The following is a 22282-nucleotide window of genomic DNA, read 5'->3' on the forward strand; positions in this document are numbered from 1 at the left end:
TTTGCCCACTACTTCTTTAACAGTAAAAATAAGACAGCAAAATGACTCTTTGAAACACGTGACCAATCAGATTTATTCAAGGGTTGAATGCTAACCTTAATCCAAATTGTGCTGAAGCCCGAAACTTCTCGGCATTGAGGCTATGTGCACAGCGGCATTCATTAGCAGAGGATGACCAGCTTCCTCCTCGCAATATGCCGACCTGACTATTTAAGCCACTGATGGGCATACTTCGCCCTTGCCTGCCTCTTTCACTATCATAGCGACACCACTCGTACAGTAGCCCATGCATATCATACAAACCCCAACGATTTGCACGTGCGGATTTCATTATTAAGCTTTCAACAGATTGACGACCAAAAACGGCATCAGATGGTTTTAGTTCAGATCCAAATGCAAATGCCGATTGCGATCCTGCCCTACAGGCATATTCCCATTGGCTATCTGACGGGAAATCAAATCCATGCGTATTCATAGACTGATTAATTTTATGCAATAACAACTCGCAATTAAACCAACTAAGGTTTGATTGTGCGACATTATGCTTTTCTTCATTGCACTGCCCTTCAAGCAACAACTGGGTTATGCTTTCACTCAAAAGCGTATCCGCTAGCCAAAAGCCATTTTTAAGCAGTGGCTGTTTACGTATTTCGTGTTGGTCCAGGCTCTGCTTTTGGAAGGCGGACCCCATGTAAAAACTGCCAACCGGAATAAATCTTAGCCGGAGAGGTTGAGTACCTAGGGTAATTGTTTGCCAGAAACCATACTCATCAAGGCCCCATGCAGTGGCAAAATGCAAAGGAAACGTTTCGGGATCAGGTGGCAAGCGTCGTTCTAAATAGTGCAGGTAAAGCCTTTGTACATCATATTCCGCGTGGTTCTGTTCCAAATCGGCTTGCTGCCAGATGATTCGCATACCCACATCATCATCTTGCCAAGTTGACAATGGCCTAGCTCTTTGGCTTGATGAGCAAACTAACGAAGGTACTCGCCAACTGCCCCCCCGTAAAGCGCTCTGTGCAGAATCCAAGTCGCCGAGAGGGTTTAAGCTTATTTCATCTGACGGGGTTGGGTCCTCACAGTCATCAAGGCACCACTCCCATACGTTACCATGCATTTGGTAAAGCCCCCAGCGATTTGCAGGGTATGAATAAACCTCTTTAAGCGCTGCAGTGTCGGTCGTAGACCCATAAGGGAAGTCTCGGTTGCAGTTGACGTTCGCTGACGTGCCACTGCTGAACAATGTATAACTTCCGGCTCTGCAGGCATACTCCCATTGTGCTTCCGATGGTAAATTGAACCCCTCTGTATGCAGCGCATTATTCATGTTGCTAACATAATGCAATGCATCAAGTTTTGAGATATGAACAATGGGTTCACTGTCATTCTGTTCTCGCCCAAGGCCTGGCTGGTCCATATTGAGTAAACGCCAATGCTTATGAGTGACAGGCACTTCACTCATCCAAAATCCAGCATCGAGTAGTACTTCACGCTTGATCCTTAACGGGGCCACAGGCATTTTTGTAGCAAAATTACGTTGACTTTCACCTTCAGACCAACCCATAGTAAAAGCACCAGCAGGAATATAACGTAACTTTAACGCCGTCGACTTTATCCTAACCTCACAATATAGACCATACTCGTCTACACCCAGTCTATGTTTGCTAATGAACCCGTCCGCTTCTGGTTTAATTATTATATCAGGACCATGATGTTCAACCTCACATGACCAGAAGACGGTCGCGAAAGGCGTTTCTGCCGTCACACCATGTCTGTTTATTTCCACAGAGTCAGCCCAGTCAAAATAAGATAAACTCACAAATTGCAGGCTGAGTGATTCAAATGCACTTTGATAGTGACGAACTTCAAAAAGGTGCGATAGCCTTACAGCGTCCATCTCCATCTTCGGTATGTATATTTTATCTGTTTCTATCCCTATATTTTCATCCTGTATGCTTCTATCCATGAGCTGACAAACCGGCAAACCAGTATACGGCTCATCTTTCGCCACTATTTTTAACTCGCTGCCTGTTGATATCAGCTTACTAGGAAAGCGGGCCTCAAGTCCGGCCTGATACTGCTGCCACATTTCAGGATCAATACATTCTAGTCTGTACGCTTCGCCAGAGCGACTTTGCCAATTTAAGTTAATTAGCGTAAACGCTTGTTGAGCAGTCTCTAATATGTCTGAGTTATATGCTGAGCTACTGGCTTGTTGTAACCACCAGGCATCTTCTTCCAGACTGACTAACGAGTCGACATTCGCACTTAATTTTTGCTCAGTATAACTTTTAAGTTTGCCAAAATAACTATTACAGCTGTTCGTCAGTCTTAATTTAGTTTCTTCCGATAACAAAGGAAGATAAGTGAGACAATTAAGATAAAAAAGATACAACTGAGAATCATACGGTATATAACTCTCGATTGAGGAGATAAGCTGCTCCGATTCCTTTTCAGAAGTGAACTCATCGGCACATGCCAACTGCCATAGTTTTGCACTGCCTTCCCAGCACCCGCGATTACAATGTTCATACCACTTTATCGCATCATGCTGAACCAGAATTGGCTCGATACTCACATCCTCGACAGACAGGGTGCACCTCAACTCACGAATCATACTCAATGTGACAAAGCTTGGGGTTAAACTTAAAGCGGAGATAAGCTTGTCAACAACGCTTAGGTCAATCGCCTTTTGATTCAGGTGCTTGCGAGATAAAAATGTCCAAGGAATATGCACAATACGATTACTGTGTGACGACAAGCTACCCAGCCAACTCCCCAGCAAAGGTATGTTTCGAGGGTGTGTTAACCCAACCCAAACGACATCCGCATTTGCAGGAGGCAAAGGAGGGAAGCCTTTTTTCAATAGAGTACGCGTCTCTGTTCTCCAGAGAATCCTGTCGGCCTCGAGCCGTAAATATTCGCAATAATGGCAAATAGCTCGTTCACCCATTGCTCTTTGCAGTAAATTTAACAGCTCTTGAACATCGTCCAGCCACAGAAACTGTTCGTGTGTGACATCAACATATACACATACTTCCGATGGGTATTTATTCTGATTAATATAGGGAATTTTCCGAAAAGGCTGTCTCGTCACTATAAGACGGGTCAACTCCGAAAAATCCGGTTGACCAAGACTTTGAGTAACTTTGAGAAGGTGACTATTTTGTTGTCCTCTGCTGACATCCCACAAAGACTTCATTCGAGGGGCTTCACGCGCCTCTGCTGTGATGAAGTCCTGCAAATTACTGTCAATCTCTGAAGAGACACTATTCGAATTCTGTAAAACCTTCTTACGATATTTTTGATTTAGTACAATGGTTGGCTGATAAAATGGATCGGTGTAAACAATATGGGCTTGCTGTTCATCTAACTCTCTACCTAAGTTTGCCTCTAATCCTGACGACACAGTCAGAGCGGAACTTTGCGCTGAAGACGCATCAGGAGTTTGGTTTCGCGATACCTGGTTTGCCCTTGTAACACCTAAGGCTTCCAGCGCTAAATCCAAATTAAGATGCGCATCTCCTAACTCATAAATCACCCTCAATGCATCTGCAATAGACGGCATCAAACACCCTTAGATTTCGCTGCAAACAAATCAAACCAATTCTCTAGCCAATAGTTTCTACTATGATCATCGAAATTATTCAGCACTCTGAGAATATCAAGAAACTCGGATGTGCCGGAATGATAATCTACATGCACATTATTGTTGCGCATTTCGATGATCTTATCAGCGACGTGGCACACATTCTCTTCAGTTAGCCTGTCAAAGTCCTCTGGTTCGTGCACCTTATGGGCTTTGTATATCTCAAATAGTTGCTCTACCCCTTCTTTACCTAGCCCTAGCCTAAGTTCCAATACTGCGCAGCGTCGCAGAAAGGCTTTTGGCAGCATACGCTCATCATTTGACGTAATAATCGTCAGCAAAGCATGATCTTCCTCTTTTTTAACCTGCTCCATCATATAGCTTAAGGTTATCTTTTTCTCATCCAAGACCTCAAGCAGCGCGTTCGGCAAGGAAGGATCGGCTTTGTCTATCTCGTCAATCAAAAGTACTGTTCCTCGTTTGTCGTGTGGCCGTTCCATGTTGAACTTGGACAGAGTACCTGGTGCCATCGCCTGCCAGATCTTTCCGGGTCTGATGTGTCGTTCAATCTTCAGCTCCTCTTTACTAATACCCGGGCTGTTTGCCAAATGAAGGCGCTCCATATAGTCAATGGAGTATAGTAAGTCTTCGATTGAACTGTTGTATTGAACGACACTCTTCACCAAACCAAAACCCAACAGGTTTGCGATTGCGTCCGCTAACCGAGTTTTACCGAGCCCAGGTTCGCCCCTTACCAATAGAGGCCGACGTGCAAACCAGGCAGCCTGGAGCGCGGCAATATGTTCACTACGAAGGACGTAGCCACTAACCTCTGTTGGCGTTAGCGCGACAATGTCATTCCTGATACTATCCTGAAGAGACTGATTCATTGCTCTCTCTCATATTTTGATGTCGCCAGTTGCAATAGATTTTTTGCGAAAGGCCGCAAAATTTTTGCTCGCGGCGATTCTACAACTGCCATATTTCTTCTGGGGCTGATGGCTTCGTTGGCAAGCCCGCAGGTACCATCCGAGTGCTGACTGGGTACAATCACCGTGGGTATTGAAAGCGGGCCCACAGTGCCTTGCTCATTCGCCAGTCTTGCATGCAAATCTTCAATGATTTGGTATTGCTCCTCAACTAACCCATTCGTTTTATTAAAATTATTTTGTTCTAAAAGTATAAATAAATCTGTCACTAACCCATGTTTATTGAGCCGATCATCATAGTCCAGATTTTCAATAAGCGCATTGAGCCATGCCCTACCCTGTTGGAAATCCTTTTGTACTGACTCTTCACTACTTCTCATCAATTTAGCAACCAGCTCAATCTCAATTTTGTCCAAATATTTTTCTCTGTCTGTTTGCTTTTGGTGTAATTCTTCAGGTCCCCTCGCTGGGTATTTAAAAAAATGACGCTCCTCATCAACCTGTATACCATACATGGAGTCACACTGCTTTACTCTTGGTATTGACCCATAAACAGCGCACGCAGCTCTAGCTAATTTGAAAGTATACTCTTCTCGGTTTTCGCTCCCCTTTTCAGAACCAGGACTTGATCCACCCTTGACTGCAATTCTGGAGTAGCGCCCTTGAGGAGACGCAGCTAAAACCTCACCCGCCCAGGCACCATCAATCATACATAGCGACACTAAACCACACAGCCTCCTGATTTCACTCAGGGCTCCCTCCTTATCAGCATAATTGTGATACTCTGACTTAATGTCCCCTTCCCACTTCTTCAGCCACTTTTTGTCTATGTTTTCGGATTCACGTAATAAAGTAGCGAATTTATTCGCTGTGTCATTTTGAGCTGCGGTACATTTTGTTGCGAAACGTCCCTCTACCCACCTGTCCCATTCATCTGTAAGAAATTTTTCGTAGTTTTTAATATAACAATCTGGAGACATGCGATTCACATAAAGACATAGCTTTCCCGCCAACTCTCTGAGTAATGCTGTATCTGGTGATCTGGCCTGCTCTTTCGTTAGAGATTCATAATCGTGCTGCATACATTCATCCAGTCTCCGCTGGAAGTACGAGATAATGCTTTTCCTATCCGAACAACATGATTGCTTGAGATGCGGGTTTGACGGGACCAAGCGCTTTTCATATATGTCACCAAGAAGCTCAGCAAGTGTATTACCATCAACGGTTTTTTCGCCTGAAAAATGCTTTCGCTCGACATCAATAAGTATGAAAAAGATAGTCTGCTGGCTGGCACATAAGCACGCACAAAGCTCCCACAAACAGTGCGCTTGCTTTAGATAAACTGAAGATATGACGCACAACCTACGCAAATTTCCAGCAATACAGTTGACCAAATCAATGATTGACTCGCCAGGCAATAAAAATCGGATATCCCGACTGTTCACACCTGGTTGGGTCTCTGAAAACGCTTTAGACAATCGAGAAACCGGCTCGGAAGAGACTGAGTTTCTTTTATATGTATTAAGATAAAAAGGCAACTGCCCTTTCTGAGGAGCGTACCCGGTAACTTGAGCAGTAAGCCGTTCCACAAAGTCCTGATCAGCGCTCGTGTAACTCACCCAAACCGGGCGCTCGAATTCGTTGTGATCCATATCGAAGCACTCTAATTTCCTTCAGCAGACACTCCGATGTTCCCATAAAGTTTGATTTTTGTAAAATTTATGATTTTTCACACAACTAGTTCACGCAAATTACTTAATCATCAGCGGCAAGAGACTCGATGTCGTCAATTAAGTCATCCAACTCCGAAACCAGCCGTTTTTTCTGTTTCTCGCTGAGGCTTTGATACACATCCAGCAAATATTGATGATTGGCTTTGCGGTTGTGTTCGTTGGCCAGATTGAGCTGCTCAGAACGGAACACCTCTGGTGCCATCAATAAGTTGCTCAACTGTGTTTTGAACGCGTCACCGCGCTCTGGCTGAGCAAACAGCGCTCTGAGTTCTTCCTGATAGCGACCACGATAGTCTGACCACAGGTCATTGGTGCTTACCAGCTGCTCATACAATTGCTCAATACGTTGTTCCTGCGAAGCGGAAAGCTTACCAACCCAGCGTTTGAGGTTTTTCTTACGCTCTTTGAGCCAACGCTTGTGCTTTTTCTGCTCAGAGCGCTTCGCTCTTTTCTCTGTGCGTTCAGCTTGTGCTTGGGCAAGTTCGTCAAATAACTCACTGACCTGTGCCTGTGTCAGCATCGGTGCCAGCTCTACCAGATCAGGCACAACCTTGCCACGTAAACGATACCAGTGCTCCAGCATTAGTGTCTGATGATACGCGATCCGCTCCAGTGTGATCTGGTCGTTCTGGATGTCTTGCTTGAGTGTTTTAAGCTGCCCGGCATAGCGTGTCAGCTCCTTGGCTTTGTGCCAGTCCAGCCAGGCGAGTAAACGTTCATCAAATTGTGCTTCTTGCTCATCGCTTAAAGACACATAATCGTCCAGATACCAGTAGCTGAGCCAGTCCGCATTTTTGTAGATAAATTTTGTTGAGCAGCCAGTCATTGTGAGCAACGCCAGCACCATCAAAAGCTTTCTCATTGTCGTGTCCATAGTCCGTGTTATTAGTCTCTTTAGTTAATACGGAATTTGTCAAAATGTGGACTAAAAAAGTGTCTGTAAATATTTCTTACGTTACAAACTGTGCCAATACTCAAATCTTACAATAAGCCGATTTTCGCATAAACTGCGCTCTGCTCTGCCCGGCATCTTGCCTGCATACTGATCCCATACCACAAGTTACAAGAGGAATAGTTATGAGCCACTGGAATGACGAACATGCAATCAGCTACGACGAGCAATGGGGGGAGCTGGCGTTCCACCAGCAAATTCCGCAGCTTGCCAAAGTGCAACCCGGTTACAACATCATAGAGATTGGCTGTGGTGGCGGGTTTTTAAGCCTGTGCCTGGCACAGTCTGCAGCCAACGTGCGCGTTACAGCACTTGATCCCACACCTAAAATGATTGCTTTAGCAAAAGCGCGTCAGAAAAAAGCCGGGCTGTCACTTGCTCAACTGCAATTTTTTGAGGCCGGTGCTGAAGCACTGGATGTCTCCGATAATTCGCAAGACTTAGTCATCGCAGCATTTTCTTTACACCATTGGCAAAACCCGAGTTACGCAATAGAACTGGTTTTCTCTGCACTCAAATCAGGTGGTCGACTATGGTTATGTGAAGATCTCCATGCACCAGCGGAGGGAGATATGGAGGTACACTCACAACTAAAGGCACTCGATGGGATAAAAGCCTTGCTTAAAGACAGTGGCTTTTCTCAACTATCGCACGCAATACATAGCAATCATGAAGGGAAGTTTTTGGTTGTTGAAGCACTAAAATGTTAAGGCGGCAGGTGCCCGATGTTTTATCCGGGCACCACCATTGATTACGCCAACATCAAAGAAAATACACTCAACCACATAAGTTGAGTCCAGTAGGACAAACGCTGGTACAAACCTGCTCCTTGCCTGGCTCTATATGCTTTAACCAACTTGATAGTGAAGAATATCGATGCTAATACCACTGAAACAGAGAATACACGAAACCACGGCGTGATCAGTTCAGAGTCCGGACTGATTGTGATAATAACGGGCGCAACCAGCAAAGTTAACATCACGACTGAACCGGCCGTTGAGTGGATTTGACAATGTCGGCTCGGCGTAAGTGTATAGGGATCTTTATCCATGGGGAAATAGCCAGCGAACCAGGTGCCGATACCATGACACATAATCAGAACACCCGTAATATAAAACGCGATACTCGCGTCCGGCAGCTGAGTCACATGCCAGCCAAAAATCACAAACATCACGCTCAGTGGGTAGTTATTAATCCAGGGAGACAACTTTTGTGTCGGGCTTCCCGATGCACCCAGTTCGCTGCAGAACTGATTAAAGTGATCGTAGTTAGGGTAAAATCGACCAGCAATGTAAACACCGAATGTAATCCAGACGGTCGCAACCAGGCCTAATAATGCTGCAAAGAATTCAAACATCCGCTTCCTCCTTGGTTCAGGTAAAGCTGTCAATAACAGATATGCGCTTTTTTATTATTCTGCACTATTGATTTGTTTATTAAGTGCTAATTAAACGTACCTAAAAACGTATCAATTTGCAAAAAAACTGACTCTTCAGCCACTTTTTTCTTTCTCACACCACGTTGAGATTGCCACACTGATTGCAGAAAAGAAAAAATAGCTATATATATCTGAAAGTTAAGAGTCAGCCTGACATTTGAATGTTATGAACAAAATTAGTATGTGGACAAAAACCGAACCGGTAACGTATTATTAATTTTGTTCACATTTAACGATATAAAATGACAAACAAGTCGTTATCTGTGGAAGGAGCAAAACAATGTATGAAGGAAACTAAAATGAAAAAGCTTATGACCTTGGCTGCTGTTGCAGCCTGTTTGTTTACACTCAGCACAACAACTCACGCCCGCGGCAGCAACCCGGGAGATTTCCGCTACTATCACTTCCAATGCCTGGACAGTAATCAGGTTCAGCTGTGGTTCAAAATTTCGCAGACTTACAACCCGACACTGGGTGCAACCTGTGAAAACGATGGCGGCAGACTCAAAGTTACGAAAGTATTCTGGTAGACAAATACATCGCCGATTGAGCACTTGATACAAATAATTGTGGCCACTTGAGTGGCCATTTTCAATACAGCCCTTCAGTAGCAAAGTACCTATCTTTTCTTGCTAAGCAGGCTAGACCCAACTTGACAGTGATCCCACGAGGTCAAGCCGGGCTGGTGCAGTAAGAGAAGTACATAGGGCCGAGCCAGTTTACCGGTTCTAATCGCCATATGTACCATGCTAAGTCCAGTGTGAATCTATATGACCAGTCGAAGAGTTTTAAAATAGCAAGTTAATCCATTCAATTATAATGGCTATGCTTTGTTCACCCAGCAGTATATCAAGAAGAAGCAACGCTGTTGAGACGTTTCTATAGCCCACTTTAAACTTGGATAAATAACTATCAGAAGTTTGCACAGTCGAGTTATACATATAGACTTGCCCATTACTTTGGCTCGTCATTACACCGCAAATTTTGCCTGTCAATGGTATTTGACAGCTGGTACATACGCTGCCTTTGCCACAAGAGTAGCCCGCCCTACTGTCATCCAATTCGATATATCTGTGACTGTACATAACAGTCGTTAAGCTGTTTATCACCAAAGTTGCATTGGATTTTTTACTTGCATTACTATACTTAGTATCTTCACCACTTCTGAATAGTGACATAAATCAACTCCTTAATTAATTAACTCGTTTTCTTCACGTTTCTATCCTTACCCAGACTGACCACACTAGAGTAAGCACTTGTTAAACAAACTAAGTGACTTGAGCCTGGTGCGCAAGATACAGCCAAAAAGTAGCAACATGTCCGGAACATGTCTGATACATGTCAATAGACATGTCCGGACATGTTACATATTCATAAGGAGCATATTGACTTAAAAGGGTTTAGTTCTTAGTGTATTTTTACGCCATAGAGGACAGCTAACATGATATTAATCAGTGATGTAGACGGGTGTTTAAGCAAAGGAAGGTTTTCGCCTTTTGATCTAAATGCCCTGATGCAAGTAAAAAAGATCGTAGATGAAAGAAACATTGACCTGATACTAGCCAGTGGCCGCTCACAAGCATACCTGGAGTGCCTGTCGCAACTGCTTGGGTTGACCACCCCTTATATTTGCGAGAACGGCGCCGCTATATTCTGCCCTCAGACTAAGGACTATATTTACAAACCCACATCATCGCACAATATTAGTATCATCAATACTATTGAAGCCGAGTTTGGCAATAACGTCAGGTTCGAGCCAAACAAGCAATTTACAGTCAGCCTGAGGCTTGAGGGACTGGGGTTCACATCTATTGAGCAGGAACTGTCGGCCATTCAGTCATTGCTACAAAGCAACGATGGCTTACACGTAACACACTCAAATTCAGCAATCGACATCATGCCAGCTGGTTGCTCTAAAGGGATTGCACTCAATTACCTGCGTACCGCTAAAGGCTGGGCAGCAGATACATTAAGAGGATTTGGTGATTCAACTAATGATCTGGACTTTTTAAAACTATGCTTGGTCTCGGGAGCACCGTCAAACTGTAATTCCACTATTTCATCTGTCGTTGATTACAAATCGGAATTTGAGCATATTCATGGCTTTATAGACTTTTTAAATCATATCATATAATTAAAACACTTATTCAGAGCGCAAAAGGATATTTATGGATAACAATTTACTACGTAAAGTTAAAGTACAGCTGTTGTTTTCACCCTTTTCTGCAGATACCTTTATCTCATTTTTTAACGGCATTAAGGCTGAGGAAATAGCCAAAACAGTACCATCAAAAAAGTCTATCGAGAGATGGTTGTATGGTGGAACAAAAGGCGACCGCTTCACCCACTCGCTATTCAAAATTAAGCCAATACAGGCTTACCTGGATGAAAGCCTGTCTGAGAACAATGCTGTAGTTGAGCAGGCATTTTATTTAATAGATACCTACTTCAAAGAGCTCAACCCTGATTTTGAGCTTAAAGTCAGTAAAAAGTTACTGCTCGATAAATACTGTAAACTACTTAAAAATGACGGCTTAGACCTCGATTTCGACTACATCCGTCGTATGCGCAACAATGATCAGCCATTTTACAAAGAACGTCTGCAACCTGAATTCTTAAATCTGCATCTCCAAATTCTCGATTCAGTATTGGGCAAGCCCAACAGAGAGACGATTGAATCTAAGCTGCTTGAAGTCACAGATCCTCAGTCAGGGAAAAAATGGCGCTACCCTGCTATTTGGCTATATCAAGGTGATGATCTGCACCTCAATAACAGTCTAGACTTAGTCAAAGAGTCTGACGCACCACCGGAAGAGTTTGTGACGGCAGTAAAGGATGCAAAATCAAAAATTGAAGATAACCCGACATTTTCCTTAAAGTCACTATGCAAACAAAGTGGCGAGCTTGCATGTAGCACAAGTAGCTACTTCAAAGCTCTATATGATTGTGATAACCACTTTTTCAATATAGCCGGAGCATATCCAGGGCTTACAAGTGACAAACTGTTAGCGTATGAGAATAACAATCGTACTTATAATTGGTGTATGTCTCTAAAAAGAATGATCGTCGACAATGACTTTTCTCATGCACAGCACTCCCTCGGGATCTCATGTCTGTTGATTTACAACACAATAGATGAAGGCTACCAAGCGTTGTTAGCCAAAAAAGCGCCGCAAGCGAATGGGTTCAACGATATGCACGTAATACCCGCCGCTATGTTTCAACCTGTATGCAATAACCCAATGAAGTTTGAGAAAGAGCTCAGTTTTAAAGATCAGGTAATAAGGGAAGTTGCAGAGGAGATATTTGATTATCCAGAAGTAAGTGGTTCACTACAAAATAACTACCTGAGGGAACTATACGGCTATCCCGAAATCTCTCACCTTGAAGAGCTGTTCAAAAATGGCCTGGCTGAGTTTCATGTTACCGGCCTGAGCTTAGATATGTTCAGACTCAGGCCAGAGATCCTTACAACTATAATCATTCATGATGAAAACTGGGCAAAGCAACAACTCGGCGAGCACAAAGCGATTGGCAACTGGGAAGCTGAAGGAAGAAGTAAAGGTATTGTCTCTATTGATCTGAATGATAGTAACTTTTTCAAAGTTTGCAGTGGGGAGCTCCCATGGTTTGAGCCCCTTTGCGCTCCAGGAATTGCTTGCTTTGTGAGCGGCTATAACAAATTTAAAGAAACGGCAATTATTAGGTAATTAATCTACTACCTCTGAGACGTGAATAAAGTATCGGGTAACTGACTGCGATTAACATGGTTGGTCAGTTACACCGAGCCAAAAACATGATTGTTATTTTAGGTTATAATATGATTCAATTTCCTTTTTGATACAATAATCAACTTGCCTGTAGTCAATAGACAATAAGCCCAGACCTTTCTTCCATTTCGCTATACATTTGTCTGAAATATTTCTTTCTACACTGCCTTCTTGATAATCGTTTAATCTAGCACCGACACGCATAGCAGCTTCCGTTTGTTTTTTTACACAATATTCCTGTTGTCGATACTCACTTGGCCACTTACTCTTGCACATGCTTAAAATCGCAGAATCCAGATCATTTGAGCTTTTTTTATATTTACTAGTGGTATTCTTAAACTTATCTGGTGTAAAAAGCACAGCATTGTGGATAAAACCATCATCTTTAAAATACTCCATTTGATATTTATATCCTCTACTTGTCTCCCAATGAATAAATACAACGTTCTTGCTCGGGGAACGTGGAAAAATACGCCCATTTGGAATGTGCTTTAAGATAGCCTCTTTTGTAACACCTGATGGTTGTCCACACACCATTTTATGAGATATATGAGGCGCCACAAAAAGTCGCATGCCATCATTTAACGTTTCTAAAGTGCATGGCTTATAGTAATTTTTCCCAAAAACACTATTACTATTCAGATTCGTCTTTAGCTGCACCTCTTCTCTAGCACATGGTCTGTCTTGATATTTAACCTGTCCATCTTCGACACACTTAAATATCTCAGCATGTGAAAAACCACTGAAAAGCAGCATTATGAAAATCGATTCCTTCACTTTCATCTCCTTTTTTCTTAAAATAAAGTACAGCATTCCTGTTCAATGAATTATCTAAGTAAATTACCATAGGAGAAGAACGGAAACCTCACCGGCTACTCCATTACGATAATCCGATCCAGTAACAATTGATTGAAGCGCTAAAATATCGCTTTAACATATGTATAAAGTCTATACAGTCAAACTCCGAGACTGCTTTAACTGTTAATTCAATAACTACTTATCTCCTTATGTATTGCTTTTAATCTTATGAGAAATCCACTTATCTGGTAAGGGGTTGGTAAAATAAAGTCCTATTACAGGAGGTATCACGCTCAACCTGCTTATTTCAGTAAGTAAAACATCGCCAGCATCGCGCTAGTAGAACCCGCTAAAAATCACCGGACAGCTTGCTAATGAATAGCTGATTCATGTCGGTATCTTTCTCGATAAACTGATAGTTCAGTAAATGATCCAGACCCTCGTAATATAAATGCTCACATCGTCCGGCTCGTTTTGCATTCATCTTATTGCAAATCGTTTCTGCCATCTGAGGAGCAGGCCAGATAGTATCTTTCTCGCCAGACATAAGGGTAACCTGAGCATGAATTAAAGTAACGGGTATATCAGCCTGGTTGGCGTCTGTACGATTTGACAACGACTGAGTGTATAAATCTCGCAAGCCGTTCACTGGTCCACTGGGTTTGAAAGGCACATGAGGCAGTGCTTTCCCGCGCTCAGTCCAGCTCGATGCAGGAACTTTTTGCCAGTCCTTCAGAATGCCAGCCCAAACAACTGAACTGGGTGCAATAGCAACCACTTTTGAAATCTGCGGATCTCGGGTTGCCAGTAATAATGCAGCTTCTGCACCCTTTGACCAGCCAACCACAATTAACTTATCCGGTACAACGTTGCGCTGACTTTGCAACCATGATTTGGCTGTAGTGAAATACTCAAGCGGAATTTTCTCCAGCTCTTGAGGCAAGCCGGTGGATTTGAAATAGGCCAATGCCAGAGTAGGATGGCCTGCATCGATTATTGGCTGAGCAAGTTTTTCGGGTAACCCACCTTCTGAGCCACCCAGAACAAGCACACCAATTCGCTGCTCTGTCGAGTCATGAGAATGAAACTTACCGACCAGTCCGTCTTTTTCTATTGATAAGTAGGCTACCGCGCCATACACACTAGAACTCAATAAAAGCAAGCCACCCAGGGTCGTTTTAACTATCTGCCTGAACATCATATCATCCTTCGTCATTTCTTTTTGTTATTAACTACGCACTCGAGTGAACGTTTCAGGTAGCCTTCTCATAACCTGAAATAATGGTGGTATGCGCAACTGACGCCTCAAAATACCGTGTCTTAACTTTTAGATAATCTGGATCGCAGAAGAAGTCATCCGCGACGTCTTTGCTTGGAAAGTAAATGGTAAAAACCCGGTTAATAGGTTCGTCTGTTTCCGACTGCAGTACTTCACTGACGATAAAGTCGAAACCGAACCCACCCTGATACCTGCCTAAAATAGGCTTCATCAAGGCACGGTACTGGCCGTACACCTCATCGTCCGTTACCTCTAACCCGACTAGATATTCATACATCATCTTCTCCCTTTCCAAAAGGCCTGCTGCTGTTGATACTGAAACAGCCCTTTTAGTGCATTATACAAGCCAACGGCCAGTGTAAAATCGTGCGGCTCATCATCAAACTCGTCTAACTGCAGTTGCGAGTCTAAATGACGATTTCTTAATATTGTGTGTGCCAGGGAGTCATAGACCTCGCGCATTTCACCGCCTTCGCTGCCTATATTCATATAGAGATAGTTTTGCACCCGCCCTTTTGATGCAACATATTTCTTGGTTGCTTCGGCGGTTTCACGAGCGCCCCACCAAACAGCGGGGCTGAATGCAAAAAAGCTTTGAAATAATGCAGGTCGAGACTGAAAGCTATGGATCACTAATAAGCCCGCGATAGAGTGTCCAGCAAGTGAATTGAATTGATTCGTGCGGTAATTTTCCGCGATGGTTGGCATGAGCTCTTTTTCAATGAAATCTAAAAAAGCATCTCCCCCACCCCCTTCGCCAACAGGCCCTCTCGGGTCCTGATTTACTGTTGGCGCAAAATCCCGAATTCGATTTTGACTGGTTATTCCGACTATTATATGTTCGTAAGACCCATTTGATGCGTGCAGCCTTTGCAACATGCCATGCACTAATTCACCATTCAGTTCACCATCAAGCAGGTAAAGCACGGGATATCTTTTGCTCGGATGTGAGGAATATGAAGCGGGTAATGCCACTGTGATCTTGGGTGCTTCCACAAGGTATTTCGACTTGGGCAATTCCACTATGGTAAAGCTCGCGGCATTGGCCAAAGACGACATTAAAAAAAGCAGTATGACAATACTCACTCTCAACATTTAAAACTCCTTTTGCGACTGAGCTCTGTCACAAGACACAATCTCAACTTTTAACTCGAGCCGATATACAACTCAATCTCGGCCTGAACAACTTTTATATGGCTATTAGAACCACTTCTTTCCTGTGTTACAAGTTGTTATGTTTCTTACAATTCCAAGTTTGCCGTACTTATGGGTAAACCTAGAATTGGTGCGGTCATTGCAACCTGGTTGGATACCAGATAGACCTCAGCTAAACCCGATTTGCTTCATTCTGTAACTCAAAGTGCAGCCAATAAGTTATAACCTACTTCGTCAGTGCACTCTTGCGGCTTGTCCTGGTCAAATAAGCAGCGCCCAGTCCGCTAATAAAACCAAAGATATGGCTTGAGCTGCTGGTCTGCGCTGAGAAATCGAGCAAAGTCGCTAAAAAGCTGATGTTGGCATAATAAGTGAGTATCAGTAAGGCGATAAAGCTCACGATGCCAAGCACATCACGGTTAAACAGCGCAGCGCCCAGTAACAGGCCAAAATATCCCATGACCAGGCCAGATGCGCCAATATGATTGCCAGAGCCGGCAAACAGCCACACGAGTAACCCGGTCGCAACCAGGATTAGCGAAGTGGCTCTTTTAAACTTGGGTAACCTCGCGGCCAGATAACCACTGATAGTGAGGCCAATCAAGTTACTCATTAAGTGACCCCAGCTGCCATGCACAAAAGGCGCAGTGAGAATGCCACTCAGGTAATACTCATTATGTGGGATGATCCCGAGTCGGCCCACCGGCAAGCCAATCACACTCCCCAACAGCTGCACCACAACCATCACTGCCATTGCATATAAAACCAGCTTAAAATTGGCTGGAAAAACCAGCGCACGCTTACTCATTTATGTCCTTGATATTTTCTATTGGAAGTTGTCAGATTTTAAGCAAAAAAATAGCGCCATCAGGCGCCATTTTCTCTAACTTTCAATTAGAAAGGCATCTTGAAGCCCGGCGGCATCTGCATACCACCTGTGACGTCGGCCATGCGCTTTTGCGACTCTTCGCCTACACGGCGTACAGCGTCATTAACCGCTGCTGCCAACAAGTCTTCGATCATGTCTTTGTCGTCTTCCATCAGGCTTTCGTCGATCTCTACGCGGCGCACATTGTGGCTACCCAGCATAGTGACTTTAACCAGACCTGCGCCTGCTTCACCAACGACTTCGAGGCTTTTAATCTCTTCCTGGGCTTTTTCCATGCGCTCTTGCATTTGCTGCGCCTGCTTCATGATATTGCCCATTCCACCTTTAAACATAGTCTGCTCTCTTACACTTCAAAAAATTAAAACTCTATGGGATACAAGATAAGGGCTTACTTACACAATTACAATGCCCTTACCGATTTTTCGTCTACTGAGGCCTCAAACTCGCGAGCAAAGGCCTGGATCACGGGATCGTCATTCACTGCTTCGACCGCCTGAAGATATCTTTGCTGATCTATATCCTGCTGGATAAGAAACGGCGTGTTAGTCACTGCATCTACAAATTCGATATTGAGTTCTACCGGCTCACTTAAGTTTTCCACCAGGCTCTCATGTAGTTTTTCTCTCAGCATATTAGAATCCAGGTGCTGCTGGCTCTGCTCAACCTGCAAAGTACATTGCAGGCCCTGGCGATTGAACATAGCGTGCAGCGCAAACTGCCTTACCCGACCACCCAGCTGCATTTTTTCTATTAATTGTGCCCAATCATCTTTTTGATGCGCGTATTTAATATCGCTGATCGGGCTGACAAAATTCTCTGGCGCAGGAATACTGACTGTACTTTCCTGACTCTGCTGATCGTCTGATGCCTGAGGCGCTAATTGTTCTAATAACTCAGGCGCCAGTTTGCTCTCATCTTTTTTAAAGCGCTCAGCCATATCCGGCTTTTTGGCTTTACGAAGCGGCGCTGCTGGCTGAAAGTCTTGCTGTGGCAGAATCTGGCTCTGTCCCTGAGTATCATTCGTTCCGCGAGTCTGGCTATCAACTGACGGCGAGGCCGGCGGAAAAGTCCTGCCTGACGCAACAGCGCTAGGTGCAGCACCTCTGCCCTGCTGCGGCTCAGACTTTTTTGCTTCGTCATCTCCTGCAAGCAATTTACCAGCACCTGAGATTTGTCGGTTTTGTAAAATTCGAGCAATTGCCGATTGAGCTTGCTGCTGCTTCTGTGCCAGCTGCTGAACCGGTGTGTGTGTTTGTTCACTCTGCTGAGACACCTCACTATGCTGATGGTGAGGAGGTATAACCTGAGACTGTGGTTCGCTCTGGTGTTGCCCATACCCTTGTGATTCAGCCTGTGCCATGATGTCCTGATATTGTTGTTCAATCGAGACATCCTCAGGTGATGGCTGAGGTGCTGAAGGAGAAGGTTGTTGCAAAGCCGCTTCTGTATGTTGTGCAGGAGGTTCAATTGCTTGAGGTGCGACCCGCGACTCAGGCAGTTGCTGCACAGGGCTCGTTGCCTGCTGGGCCGCACTTTGAGCCGGGACTTGCCCCATTGGAGCCCCCTGTTGAGAAGGCGCCCTACTTTGCACTGGGGTAACCAAAGACGTACTCTGTTGAACAGATGCAGATTGGGGCTCAGGTGCAACGGGTTGGTTTTGTGCAGCTTGTGGCTGGCGGTCTGGTGCTGCCGCGCTCGTCTGAGCGTGCGGACCACGTTGCTTTACGCTCAGCATATCTCTGAGCTTACCAACCTTACCCGGGTCCTTTGCAGTAGCAGGCGTCGGGCCTGATGCCTGGCTGAAGTCGGCTTGCTCAAATGCCAGCAACCGCAACATAATCATTTCAAAGCCCAGTTTAGGCTCTGGCGCCCAGCTGAGGTCTTTCTTGCCGGCAAGCAGAAGCTGATACATAAACTGGGTATCTTGAGGCGTTAATTGCTGTGCCAGAGTCTTAACTTGCTCGGCTTCAAACTGACCAAAATTAGCGGCCTGAGGCACCAGCTGAGTTAGTTGTACCAGATGCAACAGGCTGATGAGATCATCCAGCACACTGCTGAAGTTACCATTTTTCAGGGCTATGTTGGCCACTTCTGCCAACAGGGTATCACCCTCTTGCGATAACACCGCAGCCATAAGCAAAACGGCGTGGCTACTGTCCATCAAACCAAGCATCTGCTGTACGGCTGGTAAGGTCAGCTCACCATTGGTTTGTGCAATGGCCTGATCGGTCAGGCTCAGTGCATCACGCATACTGCCGTCTGCAGCCTTGGCCAGAACTTCCAGTGCCGTCTCTTCAAAATTGACGGATTCCTGAGGCAGGATCTGCGACAATTGAGTCACTATCTGGCTTTGTGCCATGGCATTAAGGTTAAACTGCAAACAGCGCGATAGAATCGTAATCGGTAATTTTTGCGGATCTGTCGTTGCCAGCAGAAACTTAACATGCTCAGGCGGCTCTTCCAGAGTTTTTAGCAAAGCATTGAAGCTGTGCTTGGACAACATATGCACTTCGTCTATCAGGTAGACCTTATAGCGACCACGTGTTGGCGCGTATTGCACGTTGTCCAGAATTTCTCTCGTATCTTCAACCTTAGTACGCGATGCTGCATCGATCTCTATGAGATCAATGAACTTACCGGCTTCAATCTCTTCACACGCACTACATTGACCACACGGAGTAGAGGTGATCCCAACCTCACAGTTCAGGCTCTTGGCGAAGATCCTGGCAATAGTAGTTTTGCCCACTCCCCGAGTACCCGTAAACAGATAGGCATGATGCAGACGTTGCTCATTCAGGGCATTGATGAGTGCCTGCTTAACATGCTCCTGTCCCATCATCTCGTGGAACGACTGTGGACGCCATTTACGCGCCAGAACCTGATAACTCATAGTCGATTACTCGCCGTCGAACTCGACCAGTTTTAATACTTTGATACCCATATCTGCCACGCGTTTTTCACCGCCCAACTCAGGCAATGAAATCACGAACGCTGCGTCGGTGGCTTTACCGCCGAGACGCTCTACCAGTTTAGCGGTTGCTTCAATGGTGCCACCTGTTGCCAATAAATCGTCAACTAACAGGACTTTATCGCCCTCTTCGATGGCATCAACATGCAGCTCCAGTACATCTTCACCATACTCAAGTTGATAAGACTGGCTAATCACTTCACGCGGCAATTTACCTGGCTTACGGACAGGAATAAACGGTAAGCCTAGTTCATAGGCCAGCGGTGCACCAAAGATGAAACCACGTGACTCTGTACCAATGATTTTGGTGAAGCCCTGCTCTTTATAGGCTTCGACCAGGCAATCCATAGTTGCTTTGAAAGCTGCTGGATTGGCTAATAAGGTAGTCACATCACGGAACATGATCCCTTCTTTAGGGTAGTTAGGAACCGTTGCGATGCTGTCTTTAATCAGTGACAAGTTTGCTTGTGTCATAATCAATTGCTTAATAAGTTTAAATATCAAAGAGCTCGATTATAACAAGAAAGCAATCACATGAAATGCCAGCTGGGCAGATTTCACAATAAATTCGTGATGTTCGGGTAGAAAAAAACCACCCAAAGTATAGGTGGCTTTTAATTCTGTATGACCAGAAGGTTATTACCAGCGATTAAGCGCTCAGTGCCGTTGCCCAGCCCAGAATTGCATTCAGGCAACCAATGCCAGCGAATACAGCAACAAAAGCCAGGAAATACTTAGCGTTAAACGGATCTTTGAAATCACCTTTAGACATATTACTACCTTTATTTTTTAAGCGCCGGGTGCGCAAGCAGCTTGGTCTGAGGTGTGGCACGTCAGGATCTGCCGCTTGTCTGTCACTCAGCACAAGCACGACAAAACGGCGCCCATAATAATCGAACTTAGATGCCTGATAAAGGGGTATTATGCTTTTTTATCGACCAATATGCCAAGGCGAACAAACTGGCTTAAGGTTTGAATTGCCCCATTGATCAAGGTCTGCTCGTCAAACTGGCTAAACTGTTCGGCCAACATCCCTGCCAACGCCCCTATAGTTATCCCTGGATTACCAACAATATTTTGAATAAGGAGTGCGGTCATTGGGTTTGTTTCTATGAATTGCACTTCAAACGCACGGTCCCGGTAAACAATAAAGCAATGGGGTCCTGACGGTTCATGAGGTTGATGCTCAACGCTTATCTGGTGTACCGGATACTGATAACTTACACTGCGTGCGCTCTGAGCAAGGTTCAACCCAGATAATTCTGATAAAGGCAGTGGAATAGGCACTTCTTCTGTCACTTCCTGCGCAATTGCCACTTCCAACTCTGTCCACTCATAGTGAGCCAGCTCAAGCATAAACGGAGGATCAGACGGAGTTGCTGTGTACTCTTCTTGCAAAAAGAACAAAAACTCACGACTTATCTCTAAAAAATAAGGAGACTGGCAATCATGTTGGCTGAAAAATTCGCGTACTAATGCTAACCAGGCTTGCTCGTCATACAGGCTCTTTAATACTGGAAAAGTAGACGCTACGAACCCCTCAATATTGTTAAAAAACAACTCCCTGTATATCTGCATACGGCGATCTTCAATCCCTTCGGGGGCTGGGTTAACTTCAGGATCTTTAATGTGAGCCATAAACTCAGCCTGAACTTGCTGAAACGACATCAGGCGATCCCCCTTTTTAGCTTATCAAGGCTCTGCACAGCATGGATCTGATCAACTTCTTCAAGTAACTGGGGTAAAGGAGGAATGTTAAAATCGCGTTCCAACAAGGTCGGAAACACACCATGCAAGCGATAGGCTTCTTGCAATAATTTCCAAACAGGATCGCAAACCGAATCACCGTGGGTATCCACAAGCAGGTCCTCTGCCTCAACATAATGTCCGGCAATATGACCATAAGCGATGCGTTCGCTGGGCATCGCTGCTAAAAACGTACCTGCATCATAACCATGGTTGATAGAATTGACGTAGATGTTATTCACATCTAACAGCAGATCACAGTCAGCTTCTTCGAGTACTGCTAAGGTAAAGTCTTGTTCAGATAACTGTTGACCAGGCGCGGCATAATACGAGACATTTTCTACAGCTATACGACGCTCCAACCTGTCTTGCACCTCTTTAATCCGCGTTGCAGTATGCTTTACCGCCTCCTCAGTGAAGGGAATAGGCATAAGATCGTACATGTGGCCATCCCCGGAACAATAACTCAGGTGTTCGCTGTAGCATCGAATGTTATGCGTCGAAAAAAAAGCTTTCAGGTCGCTCACAAAGTCGATGTCTAATGGTGCCGGGGAGCCGAGTGATAATGACAAGCCATGGCAAACAAACGGATGCCTGGCGGTTAACTCCGAAAACTGAGCAGCGAATTTGCCACCGAGCGTCATCCAGTTTTCGGGCGCGACTTCGTAAAAGTCCACCTGCTGAGGAGGAGTAGCCAAGATATCATCTAGCATCTCTCTCCTCAGACCCATGCCAACCCTGCCAAATGGTTTAGTCATTATCACTCCTTAGCCGTTGTATCTATTAAGCGTGGCCGCCACATTTGCCTTCGCCGCACTTACCTTCTTTTTTAGATTTACCGCCACATTTGCCTTCGCCACACTTGCCTTCTTTTTTGCCTTTAGCATCACCGCCGCATTTACCTTCGCCGCACTTGCCTTCTTTTTTACCTTTAGCATCACCGCCGCATTTACCTTCGCCACACTTGCCTTCTTTTTTGCCTTTAGCATCACCGCCACATTTACCTTCGCCGCATTTGCCTTCTTTTTTGCCTTTA

Annotated in this window: 22 protein-coding genes; 4 read left to right on the forward strand and 18 right to left on the reverse strand. The window is 44.8% G+C overall.

Going from position 1 to position 22282, the window contains the following annotated elements; genetic code table 11:
• Positions 1-76 precede the first annotated feature (76 nt).
• From CWB98_RS21690 to CWB98_RS21705, 4 genes are all read right to left on the reverse strand, one after another.
• Positions 77-3568 carry a formylglycine-generating enzyme family protein gene (locus CWB98_RS21690; RefSeq protein ID WP_138546714.1) on the reverse strand — a complete coding sequence of 1164 codons (3492 nt, stop codon included), beginning with the start codon at positions 3566-3568 and terminating at the stop codon, positions 77-79.
• The gene (locus tag CWB98_RS21695) at positions 3568-4479 is read right to left on the reverse strand and encodes an AAA family ATPase (protein WP_138546715.1); all 912 of its coding nucleotides are present in this window, start codon (positions 4477-4479) and stop codon (positions 3568-3570) included. The genes CWB98_RS21690 and CWB98_RS21695 overlap by 1 nt, the downstream gene beginning before the upstream one ends.
• Positions 4476-6170 carry a hypothetical protein gene (locus CWB98_RS21700; RefSeq protein ID WP_138546716.1) on the reverse strand — a complete coding sequence of 565 codons (1695 nt, stop codon included), beginning with the start codon at positions 6168-6170 and terminating at the stop codon, positions 4476-4478. The genes CWB98_RS21695 and CWB98_RS21700 overlap by 4 nt, the downstream gene beginning before the upstream one ends.
• 103 nt (positions 6171-6273) lie before the next feature.
• Positions 6274-7113 carry a DUF6279 family lipoprotein gene (locus CWB98_RS21705; protein WP_138546717.1) on the reverse strand — a complete coding sequence of 280 codons (840 nt, stop codon included), beginning with the start codon at positions 7111-7113 and terminating at the stop codon, positions 6274-6276.
• Positions 7114-7328: 215 nt separating this feature from the next.
• Between CWB98_RS21705 and CWB98_RS21710 the strand changes: the two genes are divergently transcribed.
• Positions 7329-7913, forward strand: coding sequence for a class I SAM-dependent methyltransferase (locus tag CWB98_RS21710; RefSeq protein WP_138546718.1), 585 nt, complete (start codon positions 7329-7331; stop codon positions 7911-7913).
• A 41-nt stretch (positions 7914-7954) separates the two neighbouring features.
• On the opposite strand, the gene CWB98_RS21715 is transcribed toward CWB98_RS21710, so the two are convergent.
• On the reverse strand, positions 7955-8560 hold the full coding sequence (locus CWB98_RS21715) for a DUF998 domain-containing protein (RefSeq protein WP_138546719.1): 606 nt from the start codon (positions 8558-8560) through the stop codon (positions 7955-7957).
• Positions 8561-8940: 380 nt separating this feature from the next.
• Between CWB98_RS21715 and CWB98_RS21720 the strand changes: the two genes are divergently transcribed.
• Complete coding sequence (locus tag CWB98_RS21720) at positions 8941-9171, forward strand: hypothetical protein (RefSeq protein WP_138546720.1); 231 nt, start codon at positions 8941-8943, stop codon at positions 9169-9171.
• 258 nt (positions 9172-9429) lie between these two features.
• Here CWB98_RS21720 and CWB98_RS21725 read toward each other — a convergent pair whose 3' ends face one another.
• The gene (locus CWB98_RS21725) at positions 9430-9819 is read right to left on the reverse strand and encodes a hypothetical protein (RefSeq protein WP_138546721.1); all 390 of its coding nucleotides are present in this window, start codon (positions 9817-9819) and stop codon (positions 9430-9432) included.
• A gap of 263 nt (positions 9820-10082) precedes the next feature.
• On the opposite strand from CWB98_RS21725, the gene CWB98_RS21730 reads away from it, so the two are divergent.
• Together CWB98_RS21730 and CWB98_RS21735 are read left to right on the forward strand one after the other, a co-directional pair.
• Complete coding sequence (locus CWB98_RS21730) at positions 10083-10775, forward strand: HAD family hydrolase (protein WP_138546722.1); 693 nt, start codon at positions 10083-10085, stop codon at positions 10773-10775.
• Positions 10776-10809: 34 nt separating this feature from the next.
• Entirely contained in the window at positions 10810-12351 is a 1542-nt protein-coding gene (locus CWB98_RS21735; protein WP_138546723.1) for a hypothetical protein, read from the forward strand.
• Positions 12352-12444: 93 nt separating this feature from the next.
• Here CWB98_RS21735 and CWB98_RS21740 read toward each other — a convergent pair whose 3' ends face one another.
• The 12 genes from CWB98_RS21740 to CWB98_RS21790 form a co-directional block, all read right to left on the reverse strand.
• Positions 12445-13188, reverse strand: coding sequence for a DUF4124 domain-containing protein (locus tag CWB98_RS21740; RefSeq protein WP_171045724.1), 744 nt, complete (start codon positions 13186-13188; stop codon positions 12445-12447).
• Positions 13189-13558: 370 nt separating this feature from the next.
• Positions 13559-14425, reverse strand: coding sequence for an acyl-CoA thioester hydrolase/BAAT C-terminal domain-containing protein (locus CWB98_RS21745; RefSeq protein WP_249364741.1), 867 nt, complete (start codon positions 14423-14425; stop codon positions 13559-13561).
• 37 nt (positions 14426-14462) lie between these two features.
• Positions 14463-14765, reverse strand: a complete 303-nt coding sequence (locus CWB98_RS21750; RefSeq protein WP_138546725.1) for a DUF1330 domain-containing protein — start codon at positions 14763-14765, stop codon at positions 14463-14465.
• Positions 14765-15583: an alpha/beta hydrolase gene (locus tag CWB98_RS21755; RefSeq protein WP_249364742.1), complete on the reverse strand. Its 819-nt coding sequence runs from the start codon at positions 15581-15583 to the stop codon at positions 14765-14767. Before CWB98_RS21755 ends, CWB98_RS21750 begins: the two co-directional genes overlap by 1 nt.
• A 286-nt stretch (positions 15584-15869) precedes the next feature.
• On the reverse strand, positions 15870-16451 hold the full coding sequence (locus tag CWB98_RS21760; RefSeq protein ID WP_138546726.1) for a rhomboid family intramembrane serine protease: 582 nt from the start codon (positions 16449-16451) through the stop codon (positions 15870-15872).
• 86 nt (positions 16452-16537) lie between these two features.
• Positions 16538-16864, reverse strand: a complete 327-nt coding sequence (locus CWB98_RS21765; RefSeq protein WP_054016777.1) for a YbaB/EbfC family nucleoid-associated protein — start codon at positions 16862-16864, stop codon at positions 16538-16540.
• A 68-nt stretch (positions 16865-16932) separates the two neighbouring features.
• On the reverse strand, positions 16933-19422 hold the full coding sequence (gene dnaX, locus CWB98_RS21770; protein WP_138546727.1) for a DNA polymerase III subunit gamma/tau: 2490 nt from the start codon (positions 19420-19422) through the stop codon (positions 16933-16935).
• A 6-nt stretch (positions 19423-19428) separates the two neighbouring features.
• Positions 19429-19974: an adenine phosphoribosyltransferase gene (gene apt / locus CWB98_RS21775; protein ID WP_054016775.1), complete on the reverse strand. Its 546-nt coding sequence runs from the start codon at positions 19972-19974 to the stop codon at positions 19429-19431.
• A 175-nt stretch (positions 19975-20149) separates the two neighbouring features.
• Positions 20150-20272 (reverse strand): hypothetical protein, encoded by a 123-nt coding sequence (locus CWB98_RS24670; RefSeq protein ID WP_268795172.1) that lies wholly within the window; start codon positions 20270-20272, stop codon positions 20150-20152.
• 149 nt (positions 20273-20421) lie between these two features.
• Positions 20422-21168 (reverse strand): HvfC family RiPP maturation protein, encoded by a 747-nt coding sequence (locus tag CWB98_RS21780; RefSeq protein WP_138546728.1) that lies wholly within the window; start codon positions 21166-21168, stop codon positions 20422-20424.
• Positions 21168-22004 (reverse strand): HvfB family MNIO-type RiPP peptide maturase, encoded by an 837-nt coding sequence (locus tag CWB98_RS21785; protein WP_138546729.1) that lies wholly within the window; start codon positions 22002-22004, stop codon positions 21168-21170. Before CWB98_RS21785 ends, CWB98_RS21780 begins: the two co-directional genes overlap by 1 nt.
• Positions 22005-22029: 25 nt before the next feature.
• On the reverse strand, positions 22030-22282 hold a 253-nt coding region (locus tag CWB98_RS21790), incomplete at its 5' end, for an HvfA family oxazolone/thioamide-modified RiPP metallophore (protein WP_212751157.1).

This window comes from Pseudoalteromonas rubra, from assembly GCF_005887115.1.
Taxonomy (GTDB): Bacteria; Pseudomonadota; Gammaproteobacteria; order Enterobacterales; family Alteromonadaceae; genus Pseudoalteromonas; species Pseudoalteromonas rubra_F.

What these genes read in the sequence shown, in the direction of transcription:
- CWB98_RS21720 (WP_138546720.1), top strand. Translation starts at nt 8,941, where the DNA reads ATGAAAAAGCTTATGACCTTGGCTGCTGTTGCAGCCTGTTTGTTTACA.
- apt (WP_054016775.1), bottom strand. Translation starts at nt 19,974, where the DNA reads ATGACACAAGCAAACTTGTCACTGATTAAAGACAGCATCGCAACGGTT.
- CWB98_RS21730 (WP_138546722.1), top strand. Translation starts at nt 10,083, where the DNA reads ATGATATTAATCAGTGATGTAGACGGGTGTTTAAGCAAAGGAAGGTTT.
- CWB98_RS21705 (WP_138546717.1), bottom strand. Translation starts at nt 7,113, where the DNA reads ATGAGAAAGCTTTTGATGGTGCTGGCGTTGCTCACAATGACTGGCTGC.
- CWB98_RS24670 (WP_268795172.1), bottom strand. Translation starts at nt 20,272, where the DNA reads ATGTCTAAAGGTGATTTCAAAGATCCGTTTAACGCTAAGTATTTCCTG.
- CWB98_RS21745 (WP_249364741.1), bottom strand. Translation starts at nt 14,425, where the DNA reads ATGACGAAGGATGATATGATGTTCAGGCAGATAGTTAAAACGACCCTG.
- CWB98_RS21780 (WP_138546728.1), bottom strand. Translation starts at nt 21,168, where the DNA reads ATGTCGTTTCAGCAAGTTCAGGCTGAGTTTATGGCTCACATTAAAGAT.
- CWB98_RS21765 (WP_054016777.1), bottom strand. Translation starts at nt 16,864, where the DNA reads ATGTTTAAAGGTGGAATGGGCAATATCATGAAGCAGGCGCAGCAAATG.
- CWB98_RS21695 (WP_138546715.1), bottom strand. Translation starts at nt 4,479, where the DNA reads ATGAATCAGTCTCTTCAGGATAGTATCAGGAATGACATTGTCGCGCTA.
- CWB98_RS21690 (WP_138546714.1), bottom strand. Translation starts at nt 3,568, where the DNA reads ATGCCGTCTATTGCAGATGCATTGAGGGTGATTTATGAGTTAGGAGAT.
- CWB98_RS21785 (WP_138546729.1), bottom strand. Translation starts at nt 22,004, where the DNA reads ATGACTAAACCATTTGGCAGGGTTGGCATGGGTCTGAGGAGAGAGATG.
- dnaX (WP_138546727.1), bottom strand. Translation starts at nt 19,422, where the DNA reads ATGAGTTATCAGGTTCTGGCGCGTAAATGGCGTCCACAGTCGTTCCAC.
- CWB98_RS21755 (WP_249364742.1), bottom strand. Translation starts at nt 15,583, where the DNA reads ATGTTGAGAGTGAGTATTGTCATACTGCTTTTTTTAATGTCGTCTTTG.
- CWB98_RS21700 (WP_138546716.1), bottom strand. Translation starts at nt 6,170, where the DNA reads ATGGATCACAACGAATTCGAGCGCCCGGTTTGGGTGAGTTACACGAGC.
- CWB98_RS21715 (WP_138546719.1), bottom strand. Translation starts at nt 8,560, where the DNA reads ATGTTTGAATTCTTTGCAGCATTATTAGGCCTGGTTGCGACCGTCTGG.
- CWB98_RS21735 (WP_138546723.1), top strand. Translation starts at nt 10,810, where the DNA reads ATGGATAACAATTTACTACGTAAAGTTAAAGTACAGCTGTTGTTTTCA.
- CWB98_RS21725 (WP_138546721.1), bottom strand. Translation starts at nt 9,819, where the DNA reads ATGTCACTATTCAGAAGTGGTGAAGATACTAAGTATAGTAATGCAAGT.
- CWB98_RS21750 (WP_138546725.1), bottom strand. Translation starts at nt 14,765, where the DNA reads ATGTATGAATATCTAGTCGGGTTAGAGGTAACGGACGATGAGGTGTAC.
- CWB98_RS21760 (WP_138546726.1), bottom strand. Translation starts at nt 16,451, where the DNA reads ATGAGTAAGCGTGCGCTGGTTTTTCCAGCCAATTTTAAGCTGGTTTTA.
- CWB98_RS21710 (WP_138546718.1), top strand. Translation starts at nt 7,329, where the DNA reads ATGAGCCACTGGAATGACGAACATGCAATCAGCTACGACGAGCAATGG.